Source organism: Pseudomonas sp. Fl5BN2 (assembly GCF_009908205.1).
GTDB lineage: Bacteria > Pseudomonadota > Gammaproteobacteria > Pseudomonadales > Pseudomonadaceae > Aquipseudomonas.
Map to the genome: position 1 here is coordinate 23,674 of NZ_JAAARL010000037.1, position 20,485 is coordinate 44,158.

Annotated in this window: 13 protein-coding genes; 8 read left to right on the forward strand and 5 right to left on the reverse strand. The window is 62.5% G+C overall.

The annotated features are described in order from the left end of the window. Positions 1 to 7 precede the first annotated feature (7 nt). The 4 genes from GV819_RS31350 (at position 8) to GV819_RS31365 (ending at position 8,910) form a co-directional block, all read left to right on the forward strand. Positions 8 to 778, forward strand: a complete 771-nt coding sequence (locus tag GV819_RS31350; RefSeq protein ID WP_161759904.1) for an electron transfer flavoprotein subunit beta — start codon at positions 8 to 10, stop codon at positions 776 to 778. 1,457 nt (positions 779 to 2,235) lie between these two features. Beyond that, positions 2,236 to 5,688: a GMC oxidoreductase gene (locus GV819_RS31355; protein ID WP_161759905.1), complete on the forward strand. Its 3,453-nt coding sequence runs from the start codon at positions 2,236 to 2,238 to the stop codon at positions 5,686 to 5,688. 52 nt (positions 5,689 to 5,740) lie between these two features. Then, a complete protein-coding gene (locus GV819_RS31360; RefSeq protein ID WP_161759906.1) occupies positions 5,741 to 7,609 on the forward strand; it encodes a cytochrome c in 1,869 nt (622 codons plus the stop codon). Between the two features lie 47 nt (positions 7,610 to 7,656). Continuing rightward, positions 7,657 to 8,910, forward strand: a complete 1,254-nt coding sequence (locus GV819_RS31365; RefSeq protein ID WP_161759907.1) for a metallophosphoesterase family protein — start codon at positions 7,657 to 7,659, stop codon at positions 8,908 to 8,910. 63 nt (positions 8,911 to 8,973) lie between these two features. Here the strand turns inward: GV819_RS31365 and GV819_RS31370 are convergent, their stop codons facing one another. Continuing rightward, complete coding sequence (locus tag GV819_RS31370; RefSeq protein ID WP_161759908.1) at positions 8,974 to 9,876, reverse strand: LysR family transcriptional regulator; 903 nt, start codon at positions 9,874 to 9,876, stop codon at positions 8,974 to 8,976. A 342-nt stretch (positions 9,877 to 10,218) separates the two neighbouring features. Here GV819_RS31370 and GV819_RS31375 point away from each other — a divergent pair, with 342 nt between their 5' ends. Together GV819_RS31375 and GV819_RS31380 are read left to right on the forward strand one after the other, a co-directional pair. Continuing rightward, positions 10,219 to 11,454, forward strand: coding sequence for a molybdopterin-dependent oxidoreductase (locus GV819_RS31375; RefSeq protein ID WP_161759909.1), 1,236 nt, complete (start codon positions 10,219 to 10,221; stop codon positions 11,452 to 11,454). A gap of 14 nt (positions 11,455 to 11,468) precedes the next feature. Continuing rightward, positions 11,469 to 12,119, forward strand: a complete 651-nt coding sequence (locus GV819_RS31380) for a c-type cytochrome (protein WP_178126146.1) — start codon at positions 11,469 to 11,471, stop codon at positions 12,117 to 12,119. A gap of 138 nt (positions 12,120 to 12,257) precedes the next feature. On the opposite strand, the gene gbcA is transcribed toward GV819_RS31380, so the two are convergent. Beyond that, positions 12,258 to 13,553: a glycine-betaine demethylase subunit GbcA gene (gene gbcA, locus GV819_RS31385; RefSeq protein ID WP_161759910.1), complete on the reverse strand. Its 1,296-nt coding sequence runs from the start codon at positions 13,551 to 13,553 to the stop codon at positions 12,258 to 12,260. Positions 13,554 to 13,843: 290 nt separating this feature from the next. Here gbcA and gbcB point away from each other — a divergent pair, with 290 nt between their 5' ends. Then, positions 13,844 to 14,944, forward strand: a complete 1,101-nt coding sequence (gene gbcB, locus GV819_RS31390; protein ID WP_161759911.1) for a glycine-betaine demethylase subunit GbcB — start codon at positions 13,844 to 13,846, stop codon at positions 14,942 to 14,944. Between the two features lie 66 nt (positions 14,945 to 15,010). Here the strand turns inward: gbcB and GV819_RS31395 are convergent, their stop codons facing one another. The 3 genes from GV819_RS31395 to GV819_RS31405 all read right to left on the reverse strand — a co-directional run bounded on the left by GV819_RS31395 (position 15,011) and on the right by GV819_RS31405 (position 19,429). Then, positions 15,011 to 15,838, reverse strand: coding sequence for a nitrilase-related carbon-nitrogen hydrolase (locus GV819_RS31395; RefSeq protein WP_161759912.1), 828 nt, complete (start codon positions 15,836 to 15,838; stop codon positions 15,011 to 15,013). Beyond that, positions 15,835 to 17,280 carry a purine-cytosine permease family protein gene (locus GV819_RS31400; RefSeq protein ID WP_161759913.1) on the reverse strand — a complete coding sequence of 482 codons (1,446 nt, stop codon included), beginning with the start codon at positions 17,278 to 17,280 and terminating at the stop codon, positions 15,835 to 15,837. The genes GV819_RS31395 and GV819_RS31400 overlap by 4 nt, the downstream gene beginning before the upstream one ends. A gap of 1,108 nt (positions 17,281 to 18,388) precedes the next feature. Next, a complete protein-coding gene (locus tag GV819_RS31405; RefSeq protein WP_161759914.1) occupies positions 18,389 to 19,429 on the reverse strand; it encodes a low specificity L-threonine aldolase in 1,041 nt (346 codons plus the stop codon). A 100-nt stretch (positions 19,430 to 19,529) separates the two neighbouring features. On the opposite strand from GV819_RS31405, the gene GV819_RS31410 reads away from it, so the two are divergent. After that, positions 19,530 to 20,270 carry a TraX family protein gene (locus tag GV819_RS31410; RefSeq protein ID WP_161759915.1) on the forward strand — a complete coding sequence of 247 codons (741 nt, stop codon included), beginning with the start codon at positions 19,530 to 19,532 and terminating at the stop codon, positions 20,268 to 20,270. Positions 20,271 to 20,485 lie beyond the last annotated feature (215 nt).

Below are 20,485 nucleotides of genomic sequence, written 5' to 3' on the forward strand. Positions count from 1 at the left end.
ACGTGTTATGAACAGCAATGTGATCAGCCTGGTATCGATTGGTGCACACCCCACTTCCGGCCGCCCGCGACGGGCCGAGCAGGATGCCCGGGCCGTGGAACTGGGCCTGCAACTGGCCGGTGAACAGCTGCAGGTGCTGCATGCCGGCGACGTCGCCGAACCGGCCTTGCGCGCCTACCTGGGCATGGGCCTGGAACAGTTGCACGTGCTCGAGCAACCGGCGGGCGCCGATGCGCTGCCGGCCTTGACCCAGTACCTGCGGCAGGCCGGCGCCCAAGTGGTGCTCACTGGCAGTCAGGCGGAAACCGGCGAAGGTTCGGGCATGCTGCCGTTCCTGCTGGCGGAGAACCTGGGCTGGCCATTGGTGGTGGGGCTGGCACAAGTGGAGTCCCTGGCCGATGGCGTGGCCCTGGTCCTGCAGGCCTTGCCCCGGGGGCAACGGCGTCGGCTGAAGGTGCGCCTGCCGTTCCTCGCCACTGTGGATAACGCCGCGCCCAAGCCGCGCCAAAGTGCCTATGGCCCGGCACGTCGCGGGGAGTTGCAGGCAGACCAGGTCGTGGTGGTGGAAGACGAGTTATTCACAGCCAGCAGCCTGCAACCGGCCAAGCCCCGGCCCAAGCGCCTGAAAGTGATCAAGGCCAAGAGCGGTGCGGATCGCATGAAGGCCGCCACCGCCAAGGCCAGCGGCGGCACCGGCCAGGTACTCAAGGGCGTCAGCCCGGAAGCCGGCGCCGAAGCCATTCTCAAATTGCTCATCGAAGAAGGCGTCGTTCGCTGAACTCAGGTTCATGCAAAGACCTCGAGCCGCGCACCCAGCGTAGGAGCCGGCTTGCCGGCGAAGGGGACGCCAAGGTTTTGCACCGCTCGGCGGCGCTGTTCGCTGGCAAGCCAGCTCCTACAAGGGAAATCGCGCTTGCACCCAGCGTAGGAGCCGGCTTGCCGGCGAAGGGGCCGCCAAGGTTTTGCACCGCTCGGCGGCGCTGTTCGCTGGCAAGCCAGCTCCTACAAGGGAAATCGCGCTTGCACCCAGCGTAGGAGCCGGCTTGCCGGCGAAGGGGCCGCCAAGGTTTTGCACAGCTCGGTAGCGCTGTTCGCTGGCAAGCCAGCTCCTACAAGGGAAATCGCGCTTGCACCCAGCGTAGGAGCCGGCTTGCCGGCGAAGGGGCCGCCAAGGTTTTGCACAGCTCGGTAGCGCTGTTCGCTGGCAAGCCCGCTTTCGCAAGAGTAGCGCTGGGGTTACTCACAATCCCTGTGTGCGTACCTGTGGATAAGGTGTTCGCGCCTTGCTCAAGCCCATGTGGAACAAGCCCTGCAGCCATCTGTACGAAATTTGAACAGCCTAAGCTGGCGATTTTTATGGCTTTTTTTCCAGGGTAGAGAAATATCCGAAAGGACTTTTGCACAACACTTGCCCCCAAAGTCTGTTGGTGCTTCTGTGGATAAGATGTTCGCTTAGCGCTGCAGGCCTTGCAGATCGGGTGTTTCATAGGGTTGATCAAAAAACACTCAAACACCCTCTTTTCTGTCGATAATCCAGGTAAAGCCCCGACGATTCGTGGCTTTCAGGGGTTTTCCACAGTGCTTGCCGTTCTCGGCTGCAGTTGCCCCCAAAGTCTGTTGGCCGTTCTGTGGATAAGGTGTTCGCCTTCCGCTGGGCGCCTTTAAAGACGTGGCTTGCAGATGATTGTTCAAATATTGATCAAGTGCGGCGAAAACTGCTGTTTTCCTATAAGTCACGGATTTTCTTGGGGTTGTCCGATGAAATATCCCTAAGCGTCGGGCACTTGCCCACAGTTGCTGTGGGTCAAGCTGTGGATAACATGTTTGCTGAAGGCTGCATCCCTTGTAATCCATAGCGTGTGCGGCAATAGATCAAATTTCATACAGTTCTAATGGCTTTCTTGACAGCGCCAAGTGGCCTGTCTTCACTGACTCCACAAGGACTTAGCAGTTACTTATCCACATCCGGATCAGGGGGCGCAGGCAATGGACTGTCGTGTATCGCAGGTTTCCCCGGCTTGGACTTCCCTTCCTAGACGCACCCGTCGTCGTACCACCAACCAGCGCGCACGCTCATAACCCTATCGGCGGATTGTTGGCTGCACCCTCACCATTGACTCCACCTCCTATGTTTCTGGCGCACAGGCTTGCCTGTTCGGCTGCCTGGCGCCTGATCGGCTTTACCCATTAGAGGCAACCCCAGAGTTGCCCCGCCTGCCTGAGAGGAACCCCGTCATGACTCGGATCGCGACCCCCATCAGCGAGATCCAGGAACACTACGACGTTATCGTTATTGGCTCGGGTTATGGCGGTGGTATCGCTGCCTCCCGCTTGTCCCGTGCCGGGCGGCGGGTGTGCCTGCTGGAACGGGGGCGGGAGATGCAGCCCGGCGAGTACCCCAACACCCTGGCGACTGCCACCGAGGAGTTGCAGGTGCATGACCCCGAGGGCCACATCGGCTCACGCACCGGGCTCTTCGACCTGCACGTCAATGCCCAGCAGAACGTAGTGGTCGGCTGCGGCCTGGGAGGCACCTCGCTGATCAATGCCAACGTCGCCCTGGAACCCGAACCCGGGGTGTTCGACGATCCGCGTTGGCCGCAAGCGGTACGTGAACACCGTGACACCCTGCTCAAGGAGGGTTATGCCCGGGCCCGGGAAATGCTCAAGCCCACGCCTTATCCCGATTCAGCGCCGACCTTGGCCAAGCTCCAGGCCCACCGCAAGTCTGCGGAGTTTCTCCAGCAGGGCGCGCACTTCTACAAGCCACCGATCAACGTGAACTTCGCCAAACTGGCGAACAACCTCAACCATGTCGGGGTCGAGCAACTGCCCTGCAACCAATGCGGTGACTGCGTCTCGGGTTGTAACAACAAGGCCAAGAACACCACCCTGATGAACTACCTGCCGGACGCCAGCAATCATGGGGCAGAAATTTTCTGCCAGGCCGAGGTGCGTTACCTGGAGCGCGACGGCGACGGCTGGATCGTGCACTTCCAGTACCTGGACAGCGGCCGCGAAAAGTTCTCGGCGCCGACCCTGTTCGTCAAGGCCGATATCGTCGTGTTGTCCGCCGGCACCCTGGGCTCTACCGAAATCCTCCTGCGTTCCCGGGCCAAGGGCCTGGCCACTTCGGCGCAGTTGGGCGAGCACATGAGTGGCAATGGCGACATCCTCGGCTTTGGCCACAACTGTGAGCAGACCATCAACGGCATTGGCTTTGGCACTCACTCGGCCAGCGAGTTGGAGCCTGTGGGGCCGTGTATCACCTCGATTATCGACATGCGCACCGAAGGCGACTGGCGCAGTCGCATGGTCATCGAGGAAGGCTCGATTCCCGGTGCACTGGGGCGGGCCATGGTACCGAGCATGGCGTTGTTCGCCGGCACCCTGGGCAAGGCCACTGACGATAGCTTCGGCGCCAAGCTGGGGTACAAGGAGCGCGAGGCCGAAAGCTTTCTGCGCGGGCCGTATCACGGCGCGCTGCACAACATGCAGACCTACCTGATCATGAGTCATGACAATGGCCGCGGGCGCATGGTGCTCGACGCTCAGGATCAACTGCGCATCGACTGGCCGGGCGTCGGCGAACAGCCCAACGTGATCCTCGGCAACGAGCGCCTGTACCAGAGCACCAAGGCCCTGGGCGGAATCTGGGTGGAGAACCCGATCTGGACCCAACTGCTCAAGCACAGCATTGTCTCGGTGCATCCGCTGGGCGGCTGCGTGATGGGCGAGGACGCTGGACAGGGCGTGGTCAATCACAAGGGACAGGTGTTCAGCGCCAGCAGCGGCAGCGAGGTTTATCCCGGGTTGTACGTGGCCGACGGCGCAGTGATTCCTACCTCGCTGGCGGTCAACCCGCTGCTGACCATTTCCGCGGTGAGCGAGCGCAACATGCGCCTGCTGGCAGAGGATCGCGGCTGGCAGATCGACTATCGACTGCCATCGGCCCCCAGCAAGGCGGTGCCGGCGCCGACCCTGGGCGTGCAGTTCACTGAAACCATGAAGGGCTATTTCTCCAGCGCCTTCACTCAGCCCCAGGGCACCGACCTCAATCTGTACCAGGAAGCGGCCAAGCGTGGCGAAACGGAAAACTCGCCGATCGAATTCACCCTGACCATCACCGCCGATGACCTCAACCGCATGATCAAGGAGCCGGAGCACGCCGCGACCCTGGTGGGCACCCTCAACGCTCCGGGATTATCGGCGCAGCCGTTGGTGGCCAGCCATGGTGTGTTCAATCTGTTCGAGGAGTATCAGCAGCAGGTTGGCGTGCGCCACATGAACTACGACATGCGCCTGACTGCCGAAGACGGCAACGACTATTACTTCAGCGCCTTCAAGACCGTGCCCGAAGACCACGGCGTGCTGAACATCTGGCCCGACACCAGCACCCTCTACGTGACCCTTTACCGGGGGACGGACAAGAACGGTCCCGTGTTGGGGTCCGGGGTGATGCACATCCTGCCGGCGGACTTCGCCAAGCAGATGACCACCATGAAAGTGCTCAATGCACGCAACGAGCGTGAGCGCATCGAAGGCCTGGCGCGCTTCGGCAAGTTCTTCGCCGGGATCCTCTGGGAGAGCTACGGCGGGGTGTTCGCCGGGGACATCTACTTCAACCCCGACGCGCCACCGCGGATCAGGCGGCCCCTGGATGCGCCGGTGCCGACCGTGCATTTCTTCGAAACCGAAGACCAGGTGCAACTGCGCCTGACCCGCTACCAAGCCGGCAGCAAAGGCCCGGTGATGCTGGTCCATGGTTTGGGCGTGGGGTCCAACATCTTTTCCACCGATACCATCCAGAGCAACCTGCTGGAGTACCTGTGCAAGCACGACTATGACGTCTGGCTCCTGGATTTCCGGGTCAGCATCCTGCTGCCGGCGAGCAAGCAGGAGTGCAATGGCGACCAGATTGCCGCCTATGACTTCAAGGCCGCCATCAGCCAGGTCAAGCAAGCCACTGGGGCGCGGGATGTGCAATGCGTGGTGCATTGCTATGGCGCCACCACCTTCTTCATGTCGCTGCTGGCGGGCCTGCAGGACGTGCGTTCGGTAGTCTGCTCGCAGATCGCCGCCGACACCGTGGTCGCCACTGCAACCGGGATCAAGGCCGGGTTGCATCTGCCCGGCGTGCTCGATGCCATTGGCATCAAGTCGTTGACGGCCTATGCCGACAGTAAGGAGAGCTGGTTCAACAAGCTCTACGACAAGGCCCTCAATGGTTACGCGCGGATCGAGGCCCAGGGTTACTGCACCAACCCAGTGTGTCACCGCGTGACCTTCATGTACGCCTCGCTGTACCGCCACGACACCCTCAACCAGACCCTGCACGACAACCTGCACGAGCTGTTCGGCGAGTCGAACATCCAGACCCTGGAGCACCTGGCACTGATCTGCCGCAAGGGCCACCTGGTGGATTTCAAGGGGCGCGACGTCTACATGCCGCATTTCGACCGGCTGAAGTTGCCGATCTGCTTTATCAGCGGCGCCGACAACCAGTGCTACTTGCCGCAAAGCACCCAGAAGACCTATGAGCGCCTGTGCCAGCTGCATGGCCCGGAACTGTTCAGCCGCCATGTGGTGCCGGGTTATGGGCATATCGACTGCATCTTCGGCAAGGACGCGGTGGTCGACGTGTACCCGCTGATCCTCGCGCACCTGGAGAAGACCGCCCAGGGCTGACGGCTGCTGGAGCGAACGTCGCGGCGCACAGGGATGCTTAGGGAAGGCTGACATGAATACTTATATTCGTTGGTTCCAACGCTTTATCTGGCTGGGCATTGCCATGAACATGGTGTTTGCCCTGCCAGCGTTGTTTGCCCCGGCACTGCTGACCGCGGTGGTCGGCCTGCCACCGGTGCTTTCCAATCCCTGGCTGGAAAACGCCGGGATGTTGCTGGTGGGCATCAGCCTGTTCTACATGCCTTCGGGGTTCAACGCGCCGCGATTCGTGGTGCATTCCTGGCTGTGCGTGTTGTCCCGGTTGATCGCCGTGGCGTTCTGGATCTACCTGATCGACACCAGCAATCAATCCCAGGTGTTTGTGCCCATGCTGATGGGCGACCTGAGCATGTTGCTGATCCTGGGCATCCTGCTGTACCTGGGTTGCGATCCGGCCAATCGGCCCTGGGCCTTGCTCAGTGCCGGCCTGCACGCCTGGTGCGAGTGCTGGGCGGCGTGTTGGCGCCGGCACAGCTTTCGCGTGGGGGCGCTGCTGGTCCTCCTGGTGCTGGGCTTTGTCGGATACGAGACCTGGGTCAACATGCTCCGTGAAGTGCCGCAGCCGGTGGAAGCTTCCGATGAGGATCACTTCAAGTACGCGGCCATCGGCCTTGGCATCGAGGCGCGCATCCCTTACTACCTGTTCGCCGTGTTGCCGCAGATGTGCCCGGAAAAACTCCCCCGTCCCGGCGGCTATGAGGTCTTTGGCTTTCTCTACGAGAATGGCAGGGACCTGCCCGTGGGCATGGCCAAGCGGCAATTGGGCTATCCCACCGTGGAGCCCAACTGCGCCCTGTGCCACACCGGTGCCTACCGAGCCAGTGCCAATGACGTGTCGCAGATCGTGCCCACCGCGCCGGCCAATCTCATGCAACTCCAGGCGTTCCAGTGGTTCGCCTACGATTGCGCCAGCGATCCGAAATTCACCGTGGATGCGGTGATGAATGCGATCAACGCCAAGTTCCAGCTGGGCTTTATCGAGCGCCTGTACAACCGTTACCTGATCATCCCCATGGCCAAGAGCGCATTGCTCAAGCAGAAGCAGGACTATGCCTGGCAGAAGCTGCGGCCGCAGCAAGGGCCGGGGCGCACCGACACCTTCAATCCGACCAAGATGGTGGTGTTCGGTTTCCCCGACGACTCCACCATCGGCACCGTGGACTTGCCGCAGATCTGGAACCAGAAGCCCCGGGAGTCGATGTACCTGCACTGGGATGGCAACAACAACCAGATCCGCGAGCGTAACTACGCGGCGGCGATGGCGGTGGGGGCGACACCGGAGTCGGTGCTGCCGCAGAGTTTCAACCGGGTCACCCAATGGTTGCTGGGGCACCAGCCGCCGGCCTGGCCGTTCCCCATCGATCAGGCCAAGGCTGCACAAGGCAAGCCACTGTGGGAGGCCAATTGCGCCGGTTGCCATGATTTCGGCAAGGCCGACACCGGTCAGGTCACCACCCATATCCAGGAACTGGGCACTGACTCCCATCGCCTGGATTCCTTCACCACCGGGCTGGTACAGGCTTTCCACGGCTTCAAGAAACCGCCGTTCGACTTCAGCGCCTATCGCAAGACCCAGAGCTACAGCAATACCCCCACCGACGGTGTCTGGCTGCGGGCCCCTTACCTGCACAACGGCTCGGTACCGAGCCTCTGGGACTTGTTGCAGGTACCGGAACTGCGACCCCAGGTGTTCTTCACCGGCTCGGACGTCTATGACCCGCAAAAGGTCGGCTTCATCACCAGCGGTCCGACGCTGCAGGGGCCGGGCTACTTCAAGTACGACACCCACCTGGAAGGCAACAGCAACAGCGGCCATCGGTATGGCACGCAACTGTCCGACCAGCAGAAATGGCAGTTGATCGAATACATGAAAACCCTGTGACGCCCGTAGGACGTCAGCGCCAATGGACCATCAAGAGGGATGCCAATATGTCATTAGTAAGCGATGTGGAGCATGAGTTCGACCAGGTCAAGGCCCGGGTCGACGGCCTGTTCGCCAGGCTTGACCTGGCCTGGAAAAAGCTCCGCAACCAGCTCCAGCCCAAAGAGCTGGAGGCCATTGTCAGCCTGCTGCAACGGGCCCACGACCAGGCGCAATACGCGATCATCCATGGCGACCTGCCCCCCGGCCAGCCCCCGGTACCCTGGGAGCTGGCCCACGGTCTGTCGGTGCTGCACCTGGGCAACGCCTCACCGTTGCCGCAGAGCGTGGCCGAGTTGCAGACCCAGGTGATGAAGGACGGCACCCTGCTGGGCTGTCGCCAATGGGAGTTGCTGGACCTGCGCTGGAGCGAAGCCCTGCTCAAGTGGATCGAGAACCTGCGCGATCACGCCCCGTTCGGCAGCACTCCGGCGCTGATCGAGATGGCTGACGACGTGCTGCTGGACATGGCCGGGGACTGGGGCACCGGGTACTTCGATAGCCAATCGGCGGCGCAGCGGGTGGCGAACCTGATCACCCAGGACCGGCCGGACTTCACCATCCACCTGGGAGATGTGTATTACGCCGGGACCGGCACCGAGGAAAAAGCCGACCTCACGGGCTGGCCCCAGGGCACCCAGGGCTCATTCAGCCTCAACTCCAATCACGAAATGTACAGCGGCGCCCATGGCTACTTCGCCGAGATCGCAGAGTTGTTTCCCAAGCAGCAAGGCACGAGCTATTTCGCCCTGTTCAATAGCCACTGGCTGATCATCGGCCTGGACAGCGCCTATGCCTCTGATGCGATGAACCTCTACATGGATGGCAACCTGGGCCCGGCGCAGCAGCAATGGCTCAAGGACCTGGTCGCCAGCAAGGGGCAGGGGCGCAAGATCATGCTGCTCAGTCATCATCAGGGGCTGGATATCAGCGGGCAGCAGCAGACGGTGCTGTACGGGCAAGTATTGGCGGCCCTGGGGCGTGCACCGGATTACTGGTATTGGGGGCACCTGCACAATGCCATCTGCTATGCGCCCATCGGCGGCATGTACGGGCGCTGCATCGGCCATGGGGCGATTCCCTACGGCCCCACTCGCGAATTGCAAGGCAACCCCCTGGTGCAATGGTCGGAAGTGCTGTCGGCGGATGACCCGAACTACCCCCTGCGGGTGCGCAATGGCTACTTGAAGGCGAAGCTGCAGGGCGCAACGATCACCGAAACGTTTGTTGGCGAGAACGGAGTGGTGAGTTGGACGCGTTGATCGGACTGGCGAGAACCGCGTCCAGCCTGCTGCAACAGCCATGATCCAGGGGCCATCAACCGCTCAGGGGAGGGCTCGAGGGCTGGAGAAGGACTGGCAACAGTTCCAGAAACGTTCGAGAGCGGGTGAGACGAACTTGTCGCGATGACGCAGAAGATAAAAGTGCCGCGTCAACCGGGGCAAGTCACTGCTGAGGGCGATCAGCGAGCCAGAGCCCAGTTGCTCTTCGACCACCCAACGTGACAGGCAGCTGATTCCCAGGCCTGCGGCCACGCTGTGCTTGATCGCCTCGGAGCCGCCCATCACCAGGGTGTCCGGCAAATAGTGCAGATGCGGCAGCAGTAGGTGGTTGACCTCCTCACGCGTGCCGGAGCCGTCTTCGCGCAGCAACCAGCGAGTCTGGCGCAGTGCTTCGAGTGACACTCGGCCTTGGCTGGCCAATGGATGGAGGGGGGCCGCCACCAGGACCAGGTCATCCTCAAGCCAGGGCTCCACCAGCAGGTGGGATGCACGGCACGGTCCTTCGATCAGGCCTGCGTCGGCCTCGAATCCCTGGACCTGCTCGATCGCCGTGCTGGTGTTGGCAATGGTGATATTGACCTGAGTGTTCGGATTGGCCTGCTGGAATGAGGCCAGCAGCCGCGGCAGTACGTAGTTGCCAATGGTACTGCTGGCCGCCACTGCAAGATGGGCCGGCATGCTGGCAGCGCTGCCGAACTGCTGTTGCAACTGATGCACGTCATCCAACAAGCGCAGCGCCTGCGGCAGCAGGGCCCGGCCTACTTCGTTGAGGTGCAGGCGCTTGCCTACTCGTTCGAATAGCCGGCTGCCAAGTTGCGCTTCCAGCTCGTTGACGGCGGCGCTGGTAGCGGACTGCGACAGTGAGATGGACTCTGCCGCGGTGGTCGTGCTGCCGGTACGGGCGACCGCACAGAATATCTGTAGCTGACGGAAGCTGATGGCCATGAGCGTTACCTGTTTTTCAGGTATTTGATACTGGAATTATCCATTTAACAAATTTACTGCGTCGGACTAAGGTTTCTACGTGATCTCACCAGAGAAACATTCCATGGATAGCCTCTGCATCAAGACCGGGAACGGACAACCGGACCATTGTCTCCTGCCTCTTTTCTTGCCTGCTGCCGGGCCTTGTCTGGGCCGACTTGGCCTTTCATTGACCTGCGTCCCGTTGTTGCGCCGTCTGCCGGTGCGGCGTGCTGTGCATTGACCCGCAGGCTGTTTTGTTGATCGTCCTTTGCCCGCCTCTGATCCTGGCATGAGCCGGGGTCGCCCATCCGGAGACACACCATGAATCCCTTCGACAAGCGCGGCGGTCTTGACCGCCGACACTTCCTGCAGGCGAGCTTTCTCGCAGGCCTTGGTCTGGCCACTCAACCCTTGCAAGCGCTAGCCGCGAGTCTGGAGCAACAGCCTTTTGCCAACGGCGAACGTGAGCTGATCAGCTACCCGCAGAAACGCCCACTGATGCGCATCACCACCCGTCCACCGCACCTGGAGACCCCGTTCGAGGTTTTCAATCAGGGGCTGTTGACCCCCAATGATGCTTTTTTCGTGCGCTACCACCTGGCCAATATTCCAACCCGAATCGATTCGCAGACCTATCGCTTGAAGGTGTCTGGTTGTGTGCGCCAGCCGCTGGACCTGAGCCTGCAAGCCCTTAAGGCACTGGGCGAGCCGGTGGAGGTGGTTGCAGTGAACCAGTGTTCCGGCAACAGCCGCGGTTACTTCGAACCCCGGGTTTTTGGCGCGCAGCTGGGGCATGGCTCGATGGGTAACGCGCGCTGGGTAGGCATGCCGCTGCGCAAGGTGCTGGAGCATGCGGGGGTTGAGGACAATGCTCGTCAGGTAACGGTTCGTGGCCTCGACCAGCCGATCCTGCCTGCGACGCCGGCGGTGATCAAGGCGCTGGATATCGGCCATGCACTGGCCCCGGAGCCGTTGATTGCCTGGAGCATGAACGGTGAGGATCTGCCCTTCCTCAATGGCTATCCGATCCGTCTGATCGTGCCGGGTTACTACGGCACCTACTGGATCAAGCACCTGAGTGAAATCGAAGTCATTGACCATGATTTCGAGGGCTTTTTCATGAGTAAGGCCTATCGAGTGCCAGACAACGACTGCCAGTGTGTACCGCCGGGTAGCGAACTGACGGCCAGTCGCCCCATCGGCGTACTGCCGGTACGCTCGTTCGTCACCAGTGTGCACAGTGGACAATCCCTGCCGTTGGGGCAGCCCCAAGCCTTGCGTGGCATTGCCTTCGACGGCGCCGGTGCCGGTATCCAGAGCGTGGAGTTCTCCGACGACAACGGCCGGACCTGGCAGGCCACCCGCCTGGGTGAAAATCTGGGGGTCTATTCGTTTCGCGAATGGCTGGCGGACTGGAGGCCGCGCCAGCGCGGTATCGTCCAGCTGCTGGTACGAGCGCGCAATGTCCAAGGTCAGACCCAGCCAGCGACGCCGACCTGGAACCCCGGTGGTTATGCCCGGCACTCCATCGAATCGCTGCCATTGCACATCATCTGAAAGGGTCTGATTCCATGAATAGAGTTCGTTACGTCGTGGTCATCGCCCTATTGGCCGCGGCTGTTTTGCTGTCGCGCTCACAGATGAGCTGGGCTGAATCACTGAGCATCGAGTTGCCACCAGAAACAGCTCGCTTCGAGCCTTCATCCTTACCGGGTTATGCCATTGCCAATGCCAAATGCAGCATTTGCCATTCAGCGGACTATATCCAGTTGCAGCCCCCTGGCATGAGCCAGCAACAGTGGCACAACGAGGTTGCCAAAATGCAGCATGCGTTCGGTGCGCCGATCGATGATCAAGAAGGGGATGCGATTGCCGCCTACCTGGCGGATACCTACTCGGGAAAACCCCGTGCCAAGGTCGCTGAGCCGCCAGTGGCAGGAGTGCAGGGCGGAGCCCAGCAGGGCGCCATGGGCCTGCTCAATGCCAACGGTTGCCTCGGTTGTCATGCCATTGATCGCCAGGTGGTCGGCCCGGCCTATCAGGCAGTCGCCGAACGTTACCGTAACGATCCCAAGGGCGTGCAGACACTCGTCGAGCATATTCGTGAGGGCGGCGTGGGGCGCTGGGGGGCGATCCCGATGCCGCCTTTCTCGACCCTGAGTGAGGTGCAGCTCAAGACCTTGAGCGAATTTATCCTCGGGCAACCTGAGGCGGCGCCTTAGCAGCACTGTCCGTATGCCGGGATGCTCGTGTGGACGATTTCAACCGCTCGCAGCCGAGTTGTGGCGAGGTCCACCCGATCACATTTCATGGTGCAAGTCCCCTGCAGGAGCGAGCAGCCTCGCTCCTGCAGGAAAGCCTCAGCCGTGAACCGGCACGCCCTTGAGATAAGGCGCCGGTTCTGCACCGAGGTTGTTCAACAAGCGCTCGCTGTACCAGTCGACGAAGTTGACCACGCCGAACTCATAGGTCTTGGAGTAGGGCCCGGGCTGGTAGGCGGTGGAGTTGATGCCGCGCTGGTTTTCTTCCGCCAGGCGCCGGTCCTGCTGGTTGGTGGCGTCCCACACCTGGCGCATGCGCTCGACGTCGTAGTCCACGCCTTCCACCGCGTCCTTGTGCACGATCCACTTGGTGGTGACGATGGTTTCCTGGGCGCTGATGGGCCACACGGTGAACACGATAATGTGATCGCCCATGCAGTGGTTCCACGAGTGCGGCAGGTGCAGGATGCGCATCGAGCCCAGGTCCGGGTTCTTGATCCGGCCCATCAGCTTGGCGCAGCCCTGCTTGCCGTCCAGGGTCATGGACACGGTGCCCTTGAGCAGCGGCATGCGCACGATACGGTTGCGCAGGCCGAAACTGGCATGGGCGTAAGGGATCTTCTCGGCTTCCCAGGCGGCAGCGGAAGCGGCCACGTGGTCCTTGAACGCCTGGTCGGCGCGCGGGTCGGTGACGTCGTCCCACTCCAGCAGGGTTTTCAGCAGTTCCGGGTGCGAGCCGCCGCAGTGGTAGCACTCGCGGTTGTTCTCCAGCACCAGCTTCCAGTTGGCCTTTTCGTGCAAGGTGGTCTGCACCGCCACCTTGGTGTTCTCCATGTCGTAAGGCTCCATGTAATGGGCCAGGGTCGCCAGGAAGTCATCGATGGCCGGCGGGTTCTCGGCCAGGGAGATGAAGATGTAGCCGCCGGCGGTCTTCACGTTCACCGGTTTCAGGCCGTACTGCTTCATGTCGAAGTCGGCGCCCATCTCGGTGCCGGCGAACAGCAGGCGCCCGTCCAGCTCGTAGGTCCACTGGTGGTAGTGGCAGACCAGCTTGGCCACCTTGCCCTTGTCGCTGGTGCACAGGCGCGAGCCGCGGTGGCGGCAGACGTTGTGGAAGGCATGGACCACGCCGTCGGCGCCGCGGATGACGATGATCGGGTTCTTGCCGATCTGCAGGGTGATGTAGTTGCCCTTGGTGGGAATCTCGCAGGTCATGCCGGCAATCAACCATTCTTTCTGGAAGATCTCCTGCATATCGATATCGAACAGCCTTTCATCGCAGTAGAACGGTTGCGGCAGGGAGTAGGTCCGCTCGCGTTCCTGCAGCATCTGTGCAGTGGCCTTGCGTGCAGGTTCCAGTGGATCGCCCAAGCTCAGGGTTGCGGTGACGTCCATCGTTAAAGTCCTCATGGCCGTTCGGTGCGGCCGGCGAATTGAATAGTGGCTACGGTGGGTGCTACGCAAGTCACGAAAAATCGGCTGTCGTGGTTGAGGCGAGTGTGGGTCCGCAGGCGTCTTTAACCTTATCCATGGGCGACATGGCCCAATCTGTTCCCGACGCTTGCGCCCCTGTAAACGGGGGCTGGTCGCGATAAGCATGTGAATGTCGCAGATAGATAAATGGGCGCCAGGCGCCTTACGCAGAATCGCTGACAAGACGCCGACCGTCGGCCGTGGAGAACAGCATGTCCAACACCTTCCTCAACCCGGTAACCACCCAGACCTGGGCCAACGGCCGTCACATCGTCCGTTGCGTCAAAGTCATCCAGGAAACCTGGGATGTGCGGACCTTCTGCTTCATGGCCGACCAGCCGATCATGTTCTTCTTCAAACCGGGGCAGTTCGTCACCCTGGAACTGGAGATCGAAGGCCTGCCGGTGATGCGCTCCTACACCATCTCCAGCTCGCCGTCGGTGCCCTACAGCTTTTCGGTGACCATCAAGCGGGTGCCCGGGGGCAAGGTTTCCAACTGGCTGCACGACACCCTGCATGAAGGCCAGGAGCTGGCGGTACACGGGCCGGTGGGGCTGTTCAACGCGATCGACTTTCCCGCGCCGAAGATCCTCTACCTCAGTGGCGGCGTCGGCATCACCCCGGTGATGTCCATGGCGCGCTGGTTCTACGACACCAACGGCAATGTCGATATGGTGTTCATCCACAGCGCCCGCTCACCCAAGGACATCATTTACCACCGCGAGCTGGAGCACATGGCGTCGCGGATCGATAACTTCAGCCTGCACCTGATCTGCGAGAAACACGGCCTGGGCGAGCCCTGGGCCGGTTACCGCGGTTACTTGAACCACAAGATGCTGGAGCTGATGGCTCCCGACTTCCTTGAGCGTGAAGTGTTCTGCTGTGGGCCTACGCCCTACATGAGTGCGGTCAAGCGCCTGCTGGAAGCCGCCGGTTTCGACATGACGCGCTACCACGAGGAATCCTTCGGCGCGACCCCGGCCGAAGCCCGGGCCGACGCCGTGGAGCATGCCGAACAGGCCGCCGAAGCGCCGGAAGTGGATGTTGCCGACCTGCATCAGGTGGAGTTCACCACCTCCGGCAAGAGCATTCGCGTGGCCCCGGGGGAAACCGTGCACGCCGCGGCGGCCAAGCTCGGCCTGATGATCCCCAAGGCCTGTGGCATGGGCATCTGTGGCACTTGCAAGGTGCTCAAGCTGGGAGGCGAGGTGGAAATGGAGCACAACGGCGGGATCACCGAGGAAGACGAAGCCGAAGGCTACATCCTGTCCTGCTGCAGCGTGCCCAAGGGCGACGTGCGGGTGGAGTTCTGATCGCTGGCCGGCCGGCTCCGGTATCGGAGCCGGCTGGCCGGTGAACAACGACCATGCGGTTCCCGGCTACTGATACAACGCCGGCCGGCGGTCCAGGTGCACGTGGTTATGTTCGCTGATGGACTTGTGCCAGGCATCGGCCAGGGGCAGGTCCGCCAGCAGCAGCTGCTCGGTGGTTTGCCGATCCTTGCCGGCCAGGGGGTAACCGTCGGCATCGACAATGGTCGAGCCACCGACCCAACTCACTCCCCGTTCCTCGCCACAGCGATCGCAAGCGGCAATGAACATCCGGTTGACCGCTGCGTTGGCTTGCACCCGGACCATCTCCGCCGGGCGCTCGCCGGCCGGGCGCGGGCCATCCGGCCAGTTCACCGGCGCACACAGCAGGGCGGCTCCGGCCAGCGCCGGCAGGCGCACCCACTCGGGAAACTCGAGGTCGTAGCAGATCATCATCGCAATCGGCCCGAAGCGAGTGGCCACCACCGGCGGCGGTTCTTCACCGGCGGTGAAGATCAGGTTCTCCCGGTCCCACAGGTGCGCCTTGCGATACACCGTCAGCGTTCCTTCCGGTTCGACCAGCGCGGCACTGTTGGCCACCTGGCCTTCGTCCAGGCGCTCGCAGAAGCCACCGACGATCACCACCTGCAGTTCCTCGGCAAGGGTTTTCCACAGGCTCAGGGTTGGCCCGTCGAGGGTTTCCGAGAGCGCCAGGGCCTCCGCCAGGTCGTTGAACACATAGCCGCTTTGCACCAGTTCCGGCAGCACCACTACCTGGGCGCCGCGGGCGGCGGCCTGACGGATCGCTGCAGCGCTCAAGCTGCGGTTGTAGTCCAGGTCGCCGACCCGTGGCGCCAACTGCTGGCAGGCCACTTTCAGGGATGGCTGAGGGATCATTGCGTGCCTCCTTCAAGCTGTTGTTCGCTGGCCTTGATGGCCAGGCGTTCCGCTTCCAGGTCGAGGTTGCGGGTCAGCACCCAGTAAACCAGGCAGGCCACCAGCAGGCCAATCACAAAGGCAATGTCGGCGCCGCCCAGGGCCACGGACATCGGGCCCTGATAGAAGCTCAGGGACATGAACGGCACCATTGCCAGCAACCCGAGGAAGTAAGCCAGCAGACCGGCCTTGGACCAGCGGCCGTAGATCCCGGCGGAGTTGAAGATGTCGCTGATGGCGTATTTGCCTTTGCGCACCAGGTAGAAGTCCGCGAGGTTGACGGCGGTCCAGGGCACGAGGAAATACAGCATCAGCAGCACGAAGGTATTGAAGCTGCCCAGGTAGCTCTCGGGAATGTTCATCGCGATCAGGAAGATCACCACCGCCACCAGCAGGATGCCGACCACCCGGCTCTTGAGGTTGGGCTTGATCGACTTGAAGCCGTCGATGGCGCTGATGCCGGTGAGCATCGCGCCGTAGCAGTTGACCGCCATGATGCCCACCAGCGCCGGCACCGCGATCAGCACGGTGAAGGTGCCGAAGCCTGGAATCACCTGGTTGCCGACTTCACGCACACTGGCGATGGCGTCGGGCGAAGGCAAGGCCGAGGCCAGGAAGGCGCCGAGGGACATCAGCCACAGGGCCGAACCGGCGGCGCCCAGGTAGGTCCAGAAAATCACCTGGCGCGATGGGGTCTGGTGCGGCAGATAGCGCGAGTAGTCGGAGACATACACCGAATAGCTGATCTGGTAGCCGGCGGCGGCCGACAGCTGGATCAGGAATGCCGACCAGGAGAAATGCGCGTTGGCCACGGCGGCGTCGGCCTGCAGGGTCAGCAGGGCACTGACGGTGAGCACCGCAAACACGCTGATCATCACGTAGGTCAGCCAGCGCTGCACGGTGTGCAGCAGGTCATGGCCGATCACCGCGATCAGTACCGCCACGGCGATCATCAAGGTGTACCAGGGCGCGCGAGCGCCGGGAATCACCGTGTTGATGGCATCGGTGGCGAGAATCACGTTGAACACGTTGAAGCCGATGTAGACGAACACCACCGCAGTGAAGGGCACGATGGCGCCGCGCAGGCCGAACTGGGCGCGGGACTGGATCATCTGCGGTAGGCCCATGCGTGGGCCCTGGTTGGCGTGGAAGGCCATGCAGAAGGTGCCCAGGCAGACGCCGATGACGATCGCCAGGATCGCGTATTGCAGGCTCAGGCCCAGGGCGGCACCGGTGAAGCCGGTGACCATGGTGGTGAGTACAAAGTTGCCGGTGAACCAGAAGGGTCCCTGGTGCCAGACCTTGCCGTGACGCTCGTTGCGCGGCACGTAGTCGATGGAGCGGGTTTCGATCTTGAGGGTCGCAGGCGAGGCTCTCTCGGTGACGCAAGACTGGATCGTCATGGGGTCATTGCCTTGTTTTTATAGGTCGACCCGGGAGTCTCGGACATACGCCGCGGTTGTTGAATCAGTGGAGGCAAATAATCAGTTCAGGAATCTGTGAACTGATGGCGGCCGGAGGAGGCGTCGCTGGGATCGACGCCGGGCTTGCGGGCCTCTTCGCTGGCAAGCCAGCTCCTACGGGAGGGGAGAGGGTACGGCCCCTTGTAGGAGCCGGCTTGCCGGCGAAGGCGTCGGCGGGATCGACGCCTGGCTTGCGGGCCTCCTCGCTGGCAAGCCAGCTCCTACGGGAGGGGAGAGGGTACAGCCCTTGTAGGAGCCGGCTTGCCGGCGAAGGCGTCGGCGGGATCGACGCCTGGCTTGCGGGCCTCCTCGCTGGCAAGCCAGCTCCTACGGGAGGGGAGAGGGTACGGCCCTTGTAGGAGCCGGCTTGCCGGCGAAGGCGTCGGCGAGATCGACGCCTGGCTTGCGGGCCTCCTCGCTGGCAAGCCAGCTCCTACGGGAGAGGAGAGGGTGCTGCCCTTGTAGGAGCCGGCTTGCCGGCGAAGGCGTCGGCGAGATCGGTGCCTGGCTTGCGGGCCTCTTCGCTGGCAAGCCAGCTCCTACGGGAGAGGAGCTGGCGCGGGCTCTTGTAGGAGCCGGCTTGCCGGCGAAGGCGTCGGCGAGATCGGTGCCTGGCTTGCGGGCCTCTTCGCTGGCAAGCCAGCTCCTACGGGAGGGGAGAGGGTGCGGCCCTTGTAGGAGCCGGCTTGCCGGCGAAGGTGTCGGCGAGATCGACGCCTGGCTTGCGGGCCTCTTCGCTGGCAAGCCAGCTCCTACGGGAGGGGAGAGGGTACGGCCCTTGTAGGAGCCGGCTTGCCGGCGAAGGCGTCGGCGAGATCGACGCCTGGCTTGCGGGCCTCTTCGCTGGCAAGCCAGCTCCTACGGGAGAGGAGAGGGTACGGCCCTTGTAGGAGCCGGCTTGCCGGCGAAGGCGTCGGCGAGATCGACGCCTGGCTTGCGGGCCTCTTCGCTGGCAAGCCAGCTCCTACGGGAGAGGAGAGAGTACGGCCCCTTGTAGGAGCCGGCTTGCCGGCGAAGGCGTCGGCGGGATCGATGCCTGGCTTGCGGGTCAGGCGCTCATCACGGTGCGGATGTCCGCTGCCAGTTCGCGCACGCGCTCTTCCTCGGTGTCCCAGGAGCACATGAAGCGCGCACCACCCTTGCCGATGAAGGTGTAGAAGCGCCAGCCCTTGGCGGTCAGCGCGGCAATCGCCGGTTCCGAGAGTTGCAGGAATACGCCGTTGGCCTGCACCGGGAACATCAACTCGACACCCGGGATGTCTTCCACCAGCTTGGCCAGCAGTTGCGCGCAGTGGTTGGCATGGCGGGCGTACTTGAGCCAGGCGTCATGTTCCAGCAAGCCAACCCAGGGCGCCGAGAGAAAGCGCATTTTCGAGGCAAGTTGCCCGGCCTGCTTGCAGCGGTAGTCGAAGTCTTCCGCCAGCTTGTGGTTGAAGAACAGGATCGCTTCACCGACCGCCATGCCGTTCTTGGTACCGCCAAAGCACAGCACGTCGACCCCGGCTTTCCAGGTCAGCTCTGCTGGCGTGCAGCCAAGGAACGCGCAGGCGTTGGAGAAGCGCGCGCCGTCCATGTGCAGGTTCAGCCCTAGTTCCTTGCAGGTGGCGCTGATGGCGCGGACTTCTTCCGGGGTATACACGCTGCCCACTTCGGTGGCCTGGGTCAGGGTCACCACCCGTGGCTTGGGGTAGTGGATGTCCTGGCGCTTGAGAGCGACCTCGCGGATCGATTCCGGGGTCAGCTTGCCGTTGTGGGTGCCGGCGATCAGCAGCTTGGAGCCGTTGGAGAAAAACTCCGGGGCGCCGCATTCGTCGGTTTCGACGTGGGCGGTTTCCGAGCAGATCACGCTGTGGTAACTCTGGCACAGCGACGACAGGGCCAGGGAGTTGGCGGCCGTGCCGTTGAAGGCGAAGAACACTTCGCAGTCGGTTTCGAACAGTTTGCGGAAATGATCCGAGGCGCGAGCGGTCCACTGATCGTCGCCGTAAGCGCGCTCGTGGCCGTGATTGGCCTGCTCCATGGCGGCCCAGGCTTCGGGGCAGATGCCGGAGTAGTTGTCGCTGGCGAATTGTTGGCTCTTGTCGGTCATGGCCGGCTCCGTGGTCGATGATGGTGCGCACTTTACCCAAGAATAATGGCCGAGCACACGTCCTGTTTATGCGGGAATAATGCATGGCCCATAAGGATTTATGCGTGATGCGATGCTGAAACCCAATACCCGCCAGCGCGATGGGGCGCTGGATGCGCTGAAGTGGTTGGCGCTGCTGAGCATGGTCCTCGACCACCTGCGGTATGTGGGCCTGAACCTGGATGGACTGTATGTGCCAGGGCGCCTGGCGTTTCCCTGGTTCTGTCTGGCGATGGCAGTAAACCTGACGCGGGTTGGCGATAAAACCGACCCTCAGGCCGGACAATGGCGTTACCTGGGCTGGCTGCTGTTATTCAGTGGGCTCAGTGAGATCCCCTATCGCTTGTTCATTCCCGACCCCGACACGCTGAATGTCCTGCCGACTCTTGCCCTGGGTTTACTGGTCGCCCGGGGCTGGCAACGGCGCGACGGCCTGGCAATCGGGCTGGGGCTCCTGTCGTTGCTGCTGGCGCTGGTGTTTTCCCAGCACCTGATGTTCGGTGCATTCGGTGTCTTGCTGCCGCTGGCCTTGGTGCTGGTGATTCGTCGTCCCTGGTATTACAGCCTACTGCCCGGGGTACTGTGCCTGGCGGCTAACCAGTGGCAAACCTTGTTCCCAGCGGTGCGCCTGGGCAATCAGGTAGCGACTTACGGTATTGCCGCCTGTCTGCTGGCGCCGCTGCTGGGCGTGCTGCTATTGCGCGCACTGCGCGGTTGTACGGTGCCGGCGATGCGCCGTTGGGCGTATGGGCTGTACCCCCTGCATTTTCTTTTTCTGCTGGCCCTGCGTGCATCCCTGTAGGAGCCGGCTTGCCGGCGAAGGGGGCGCTGGGAATTGCGCAGGGCTTGAGGGCCTCTTCGCTGGCAAGCCAGCTCCTACGGAGGGGGGGAGGTGCGCGGCTTTTGTAGGAGCCGGCTTGCCGGCGAAGGGGGCGGCGGGAATTGCGCAGGGCTTGAGGGCCTCTTCGCTGGCAAGCCAGCTCCTACGGAGGGGGGAAGGGGCGCGGTGTTTGTAGG

Bases quoted from the DNA above. Each gene is read 5' to 3' on its own strand.
- GV819_RS31350 (WP_161759904.1), top strand. From the start codon at position 8: ATGAACAGCAATGTGATCAGCCTGGTATCGATTGGTGCACACCCCACT.
- GV819_RS31355 (WP_161759905.1), top strand. From the start codon at position 2,236: ATGACTCGGATCGCGACCCCCATCAGCGAGATCCAGGAACACTACGAC.
- GV819_RS31360 (WP_161759906.1), top strand. From the start codon at position 5,741: ATGAATACTTATATTCGTTGGTTCCAACGCTTTATCTGGCTGGGCATT.
- GV819_RS31365 (WP_161759907.1), top strand. From the start codon at position 7,657: ATGTCATTAGTAAGCGATGTGGAGCATGAGTTCGACCAGGTCAAGGCC.
- GV819_RS31370 (WP_161759908.1), bottom strand. From the start codon at position 9,876: ATGGCCATCAGCTTCCGTCAGCTACAGATATTCTGTGCGGTCGCCCGT.
- GV819_RS31375 (WP_161759909.1), top strand. From the start codon at position 10,219: ATGAATCCCTTCGACAAGCGCGGCGGTCTTGACCGCCGACACTTCCTG.
- GV819_RS31380 (WP_178126146.1), top strand. From the start codon at position 11,469: ATGAATAGAGTTCGTTACGTCGTGGTCATCGCCCTATTGGCCGCGGCT.
- gbcA (WP_161759910.1), bottom strand. From the start codon at position 13,553: ATGGACGTCACCGCAACCCTGAGCTTGGGCGATCCACTGGAACCTGCA.
- gbcB (WP_161759911.1), top strand. From the start codon at position 13,844: ATGTCCAACACCTTCCTCAACCCGGTAACCACCCAGACCTGGGCCAAC.
- GV819_RS31395 (WP_161759912.1), bottom strand. From the start codon at position 15,838: ATGATCCCTCAGCCATCCCTGAAAGTGGCCTGCCAGCAGTTGGCGCCA.
- GV819_RS31400 (WP_161759913.1), bottom strand. From the start codon at position 17,280: ATGACGATCCAGTCTTGCGTCACCGAGAGAGCCTCGCCTGCGACCCTC.
- GV819_RS31405 (WP_161759914.1), bottom strand. From the start codon at position 19,429: ATGACCGACAAGAGCCAACAATTCGCCAGCGACAACTACTCCGGCATC.
- GV819_RS31410 (WP_161759915.1), top strand. From the start codon at position 19,530: ATGCGTGATGCGATGCTGAAACCCAATACCCGCCAGCGCGATGGGGCG.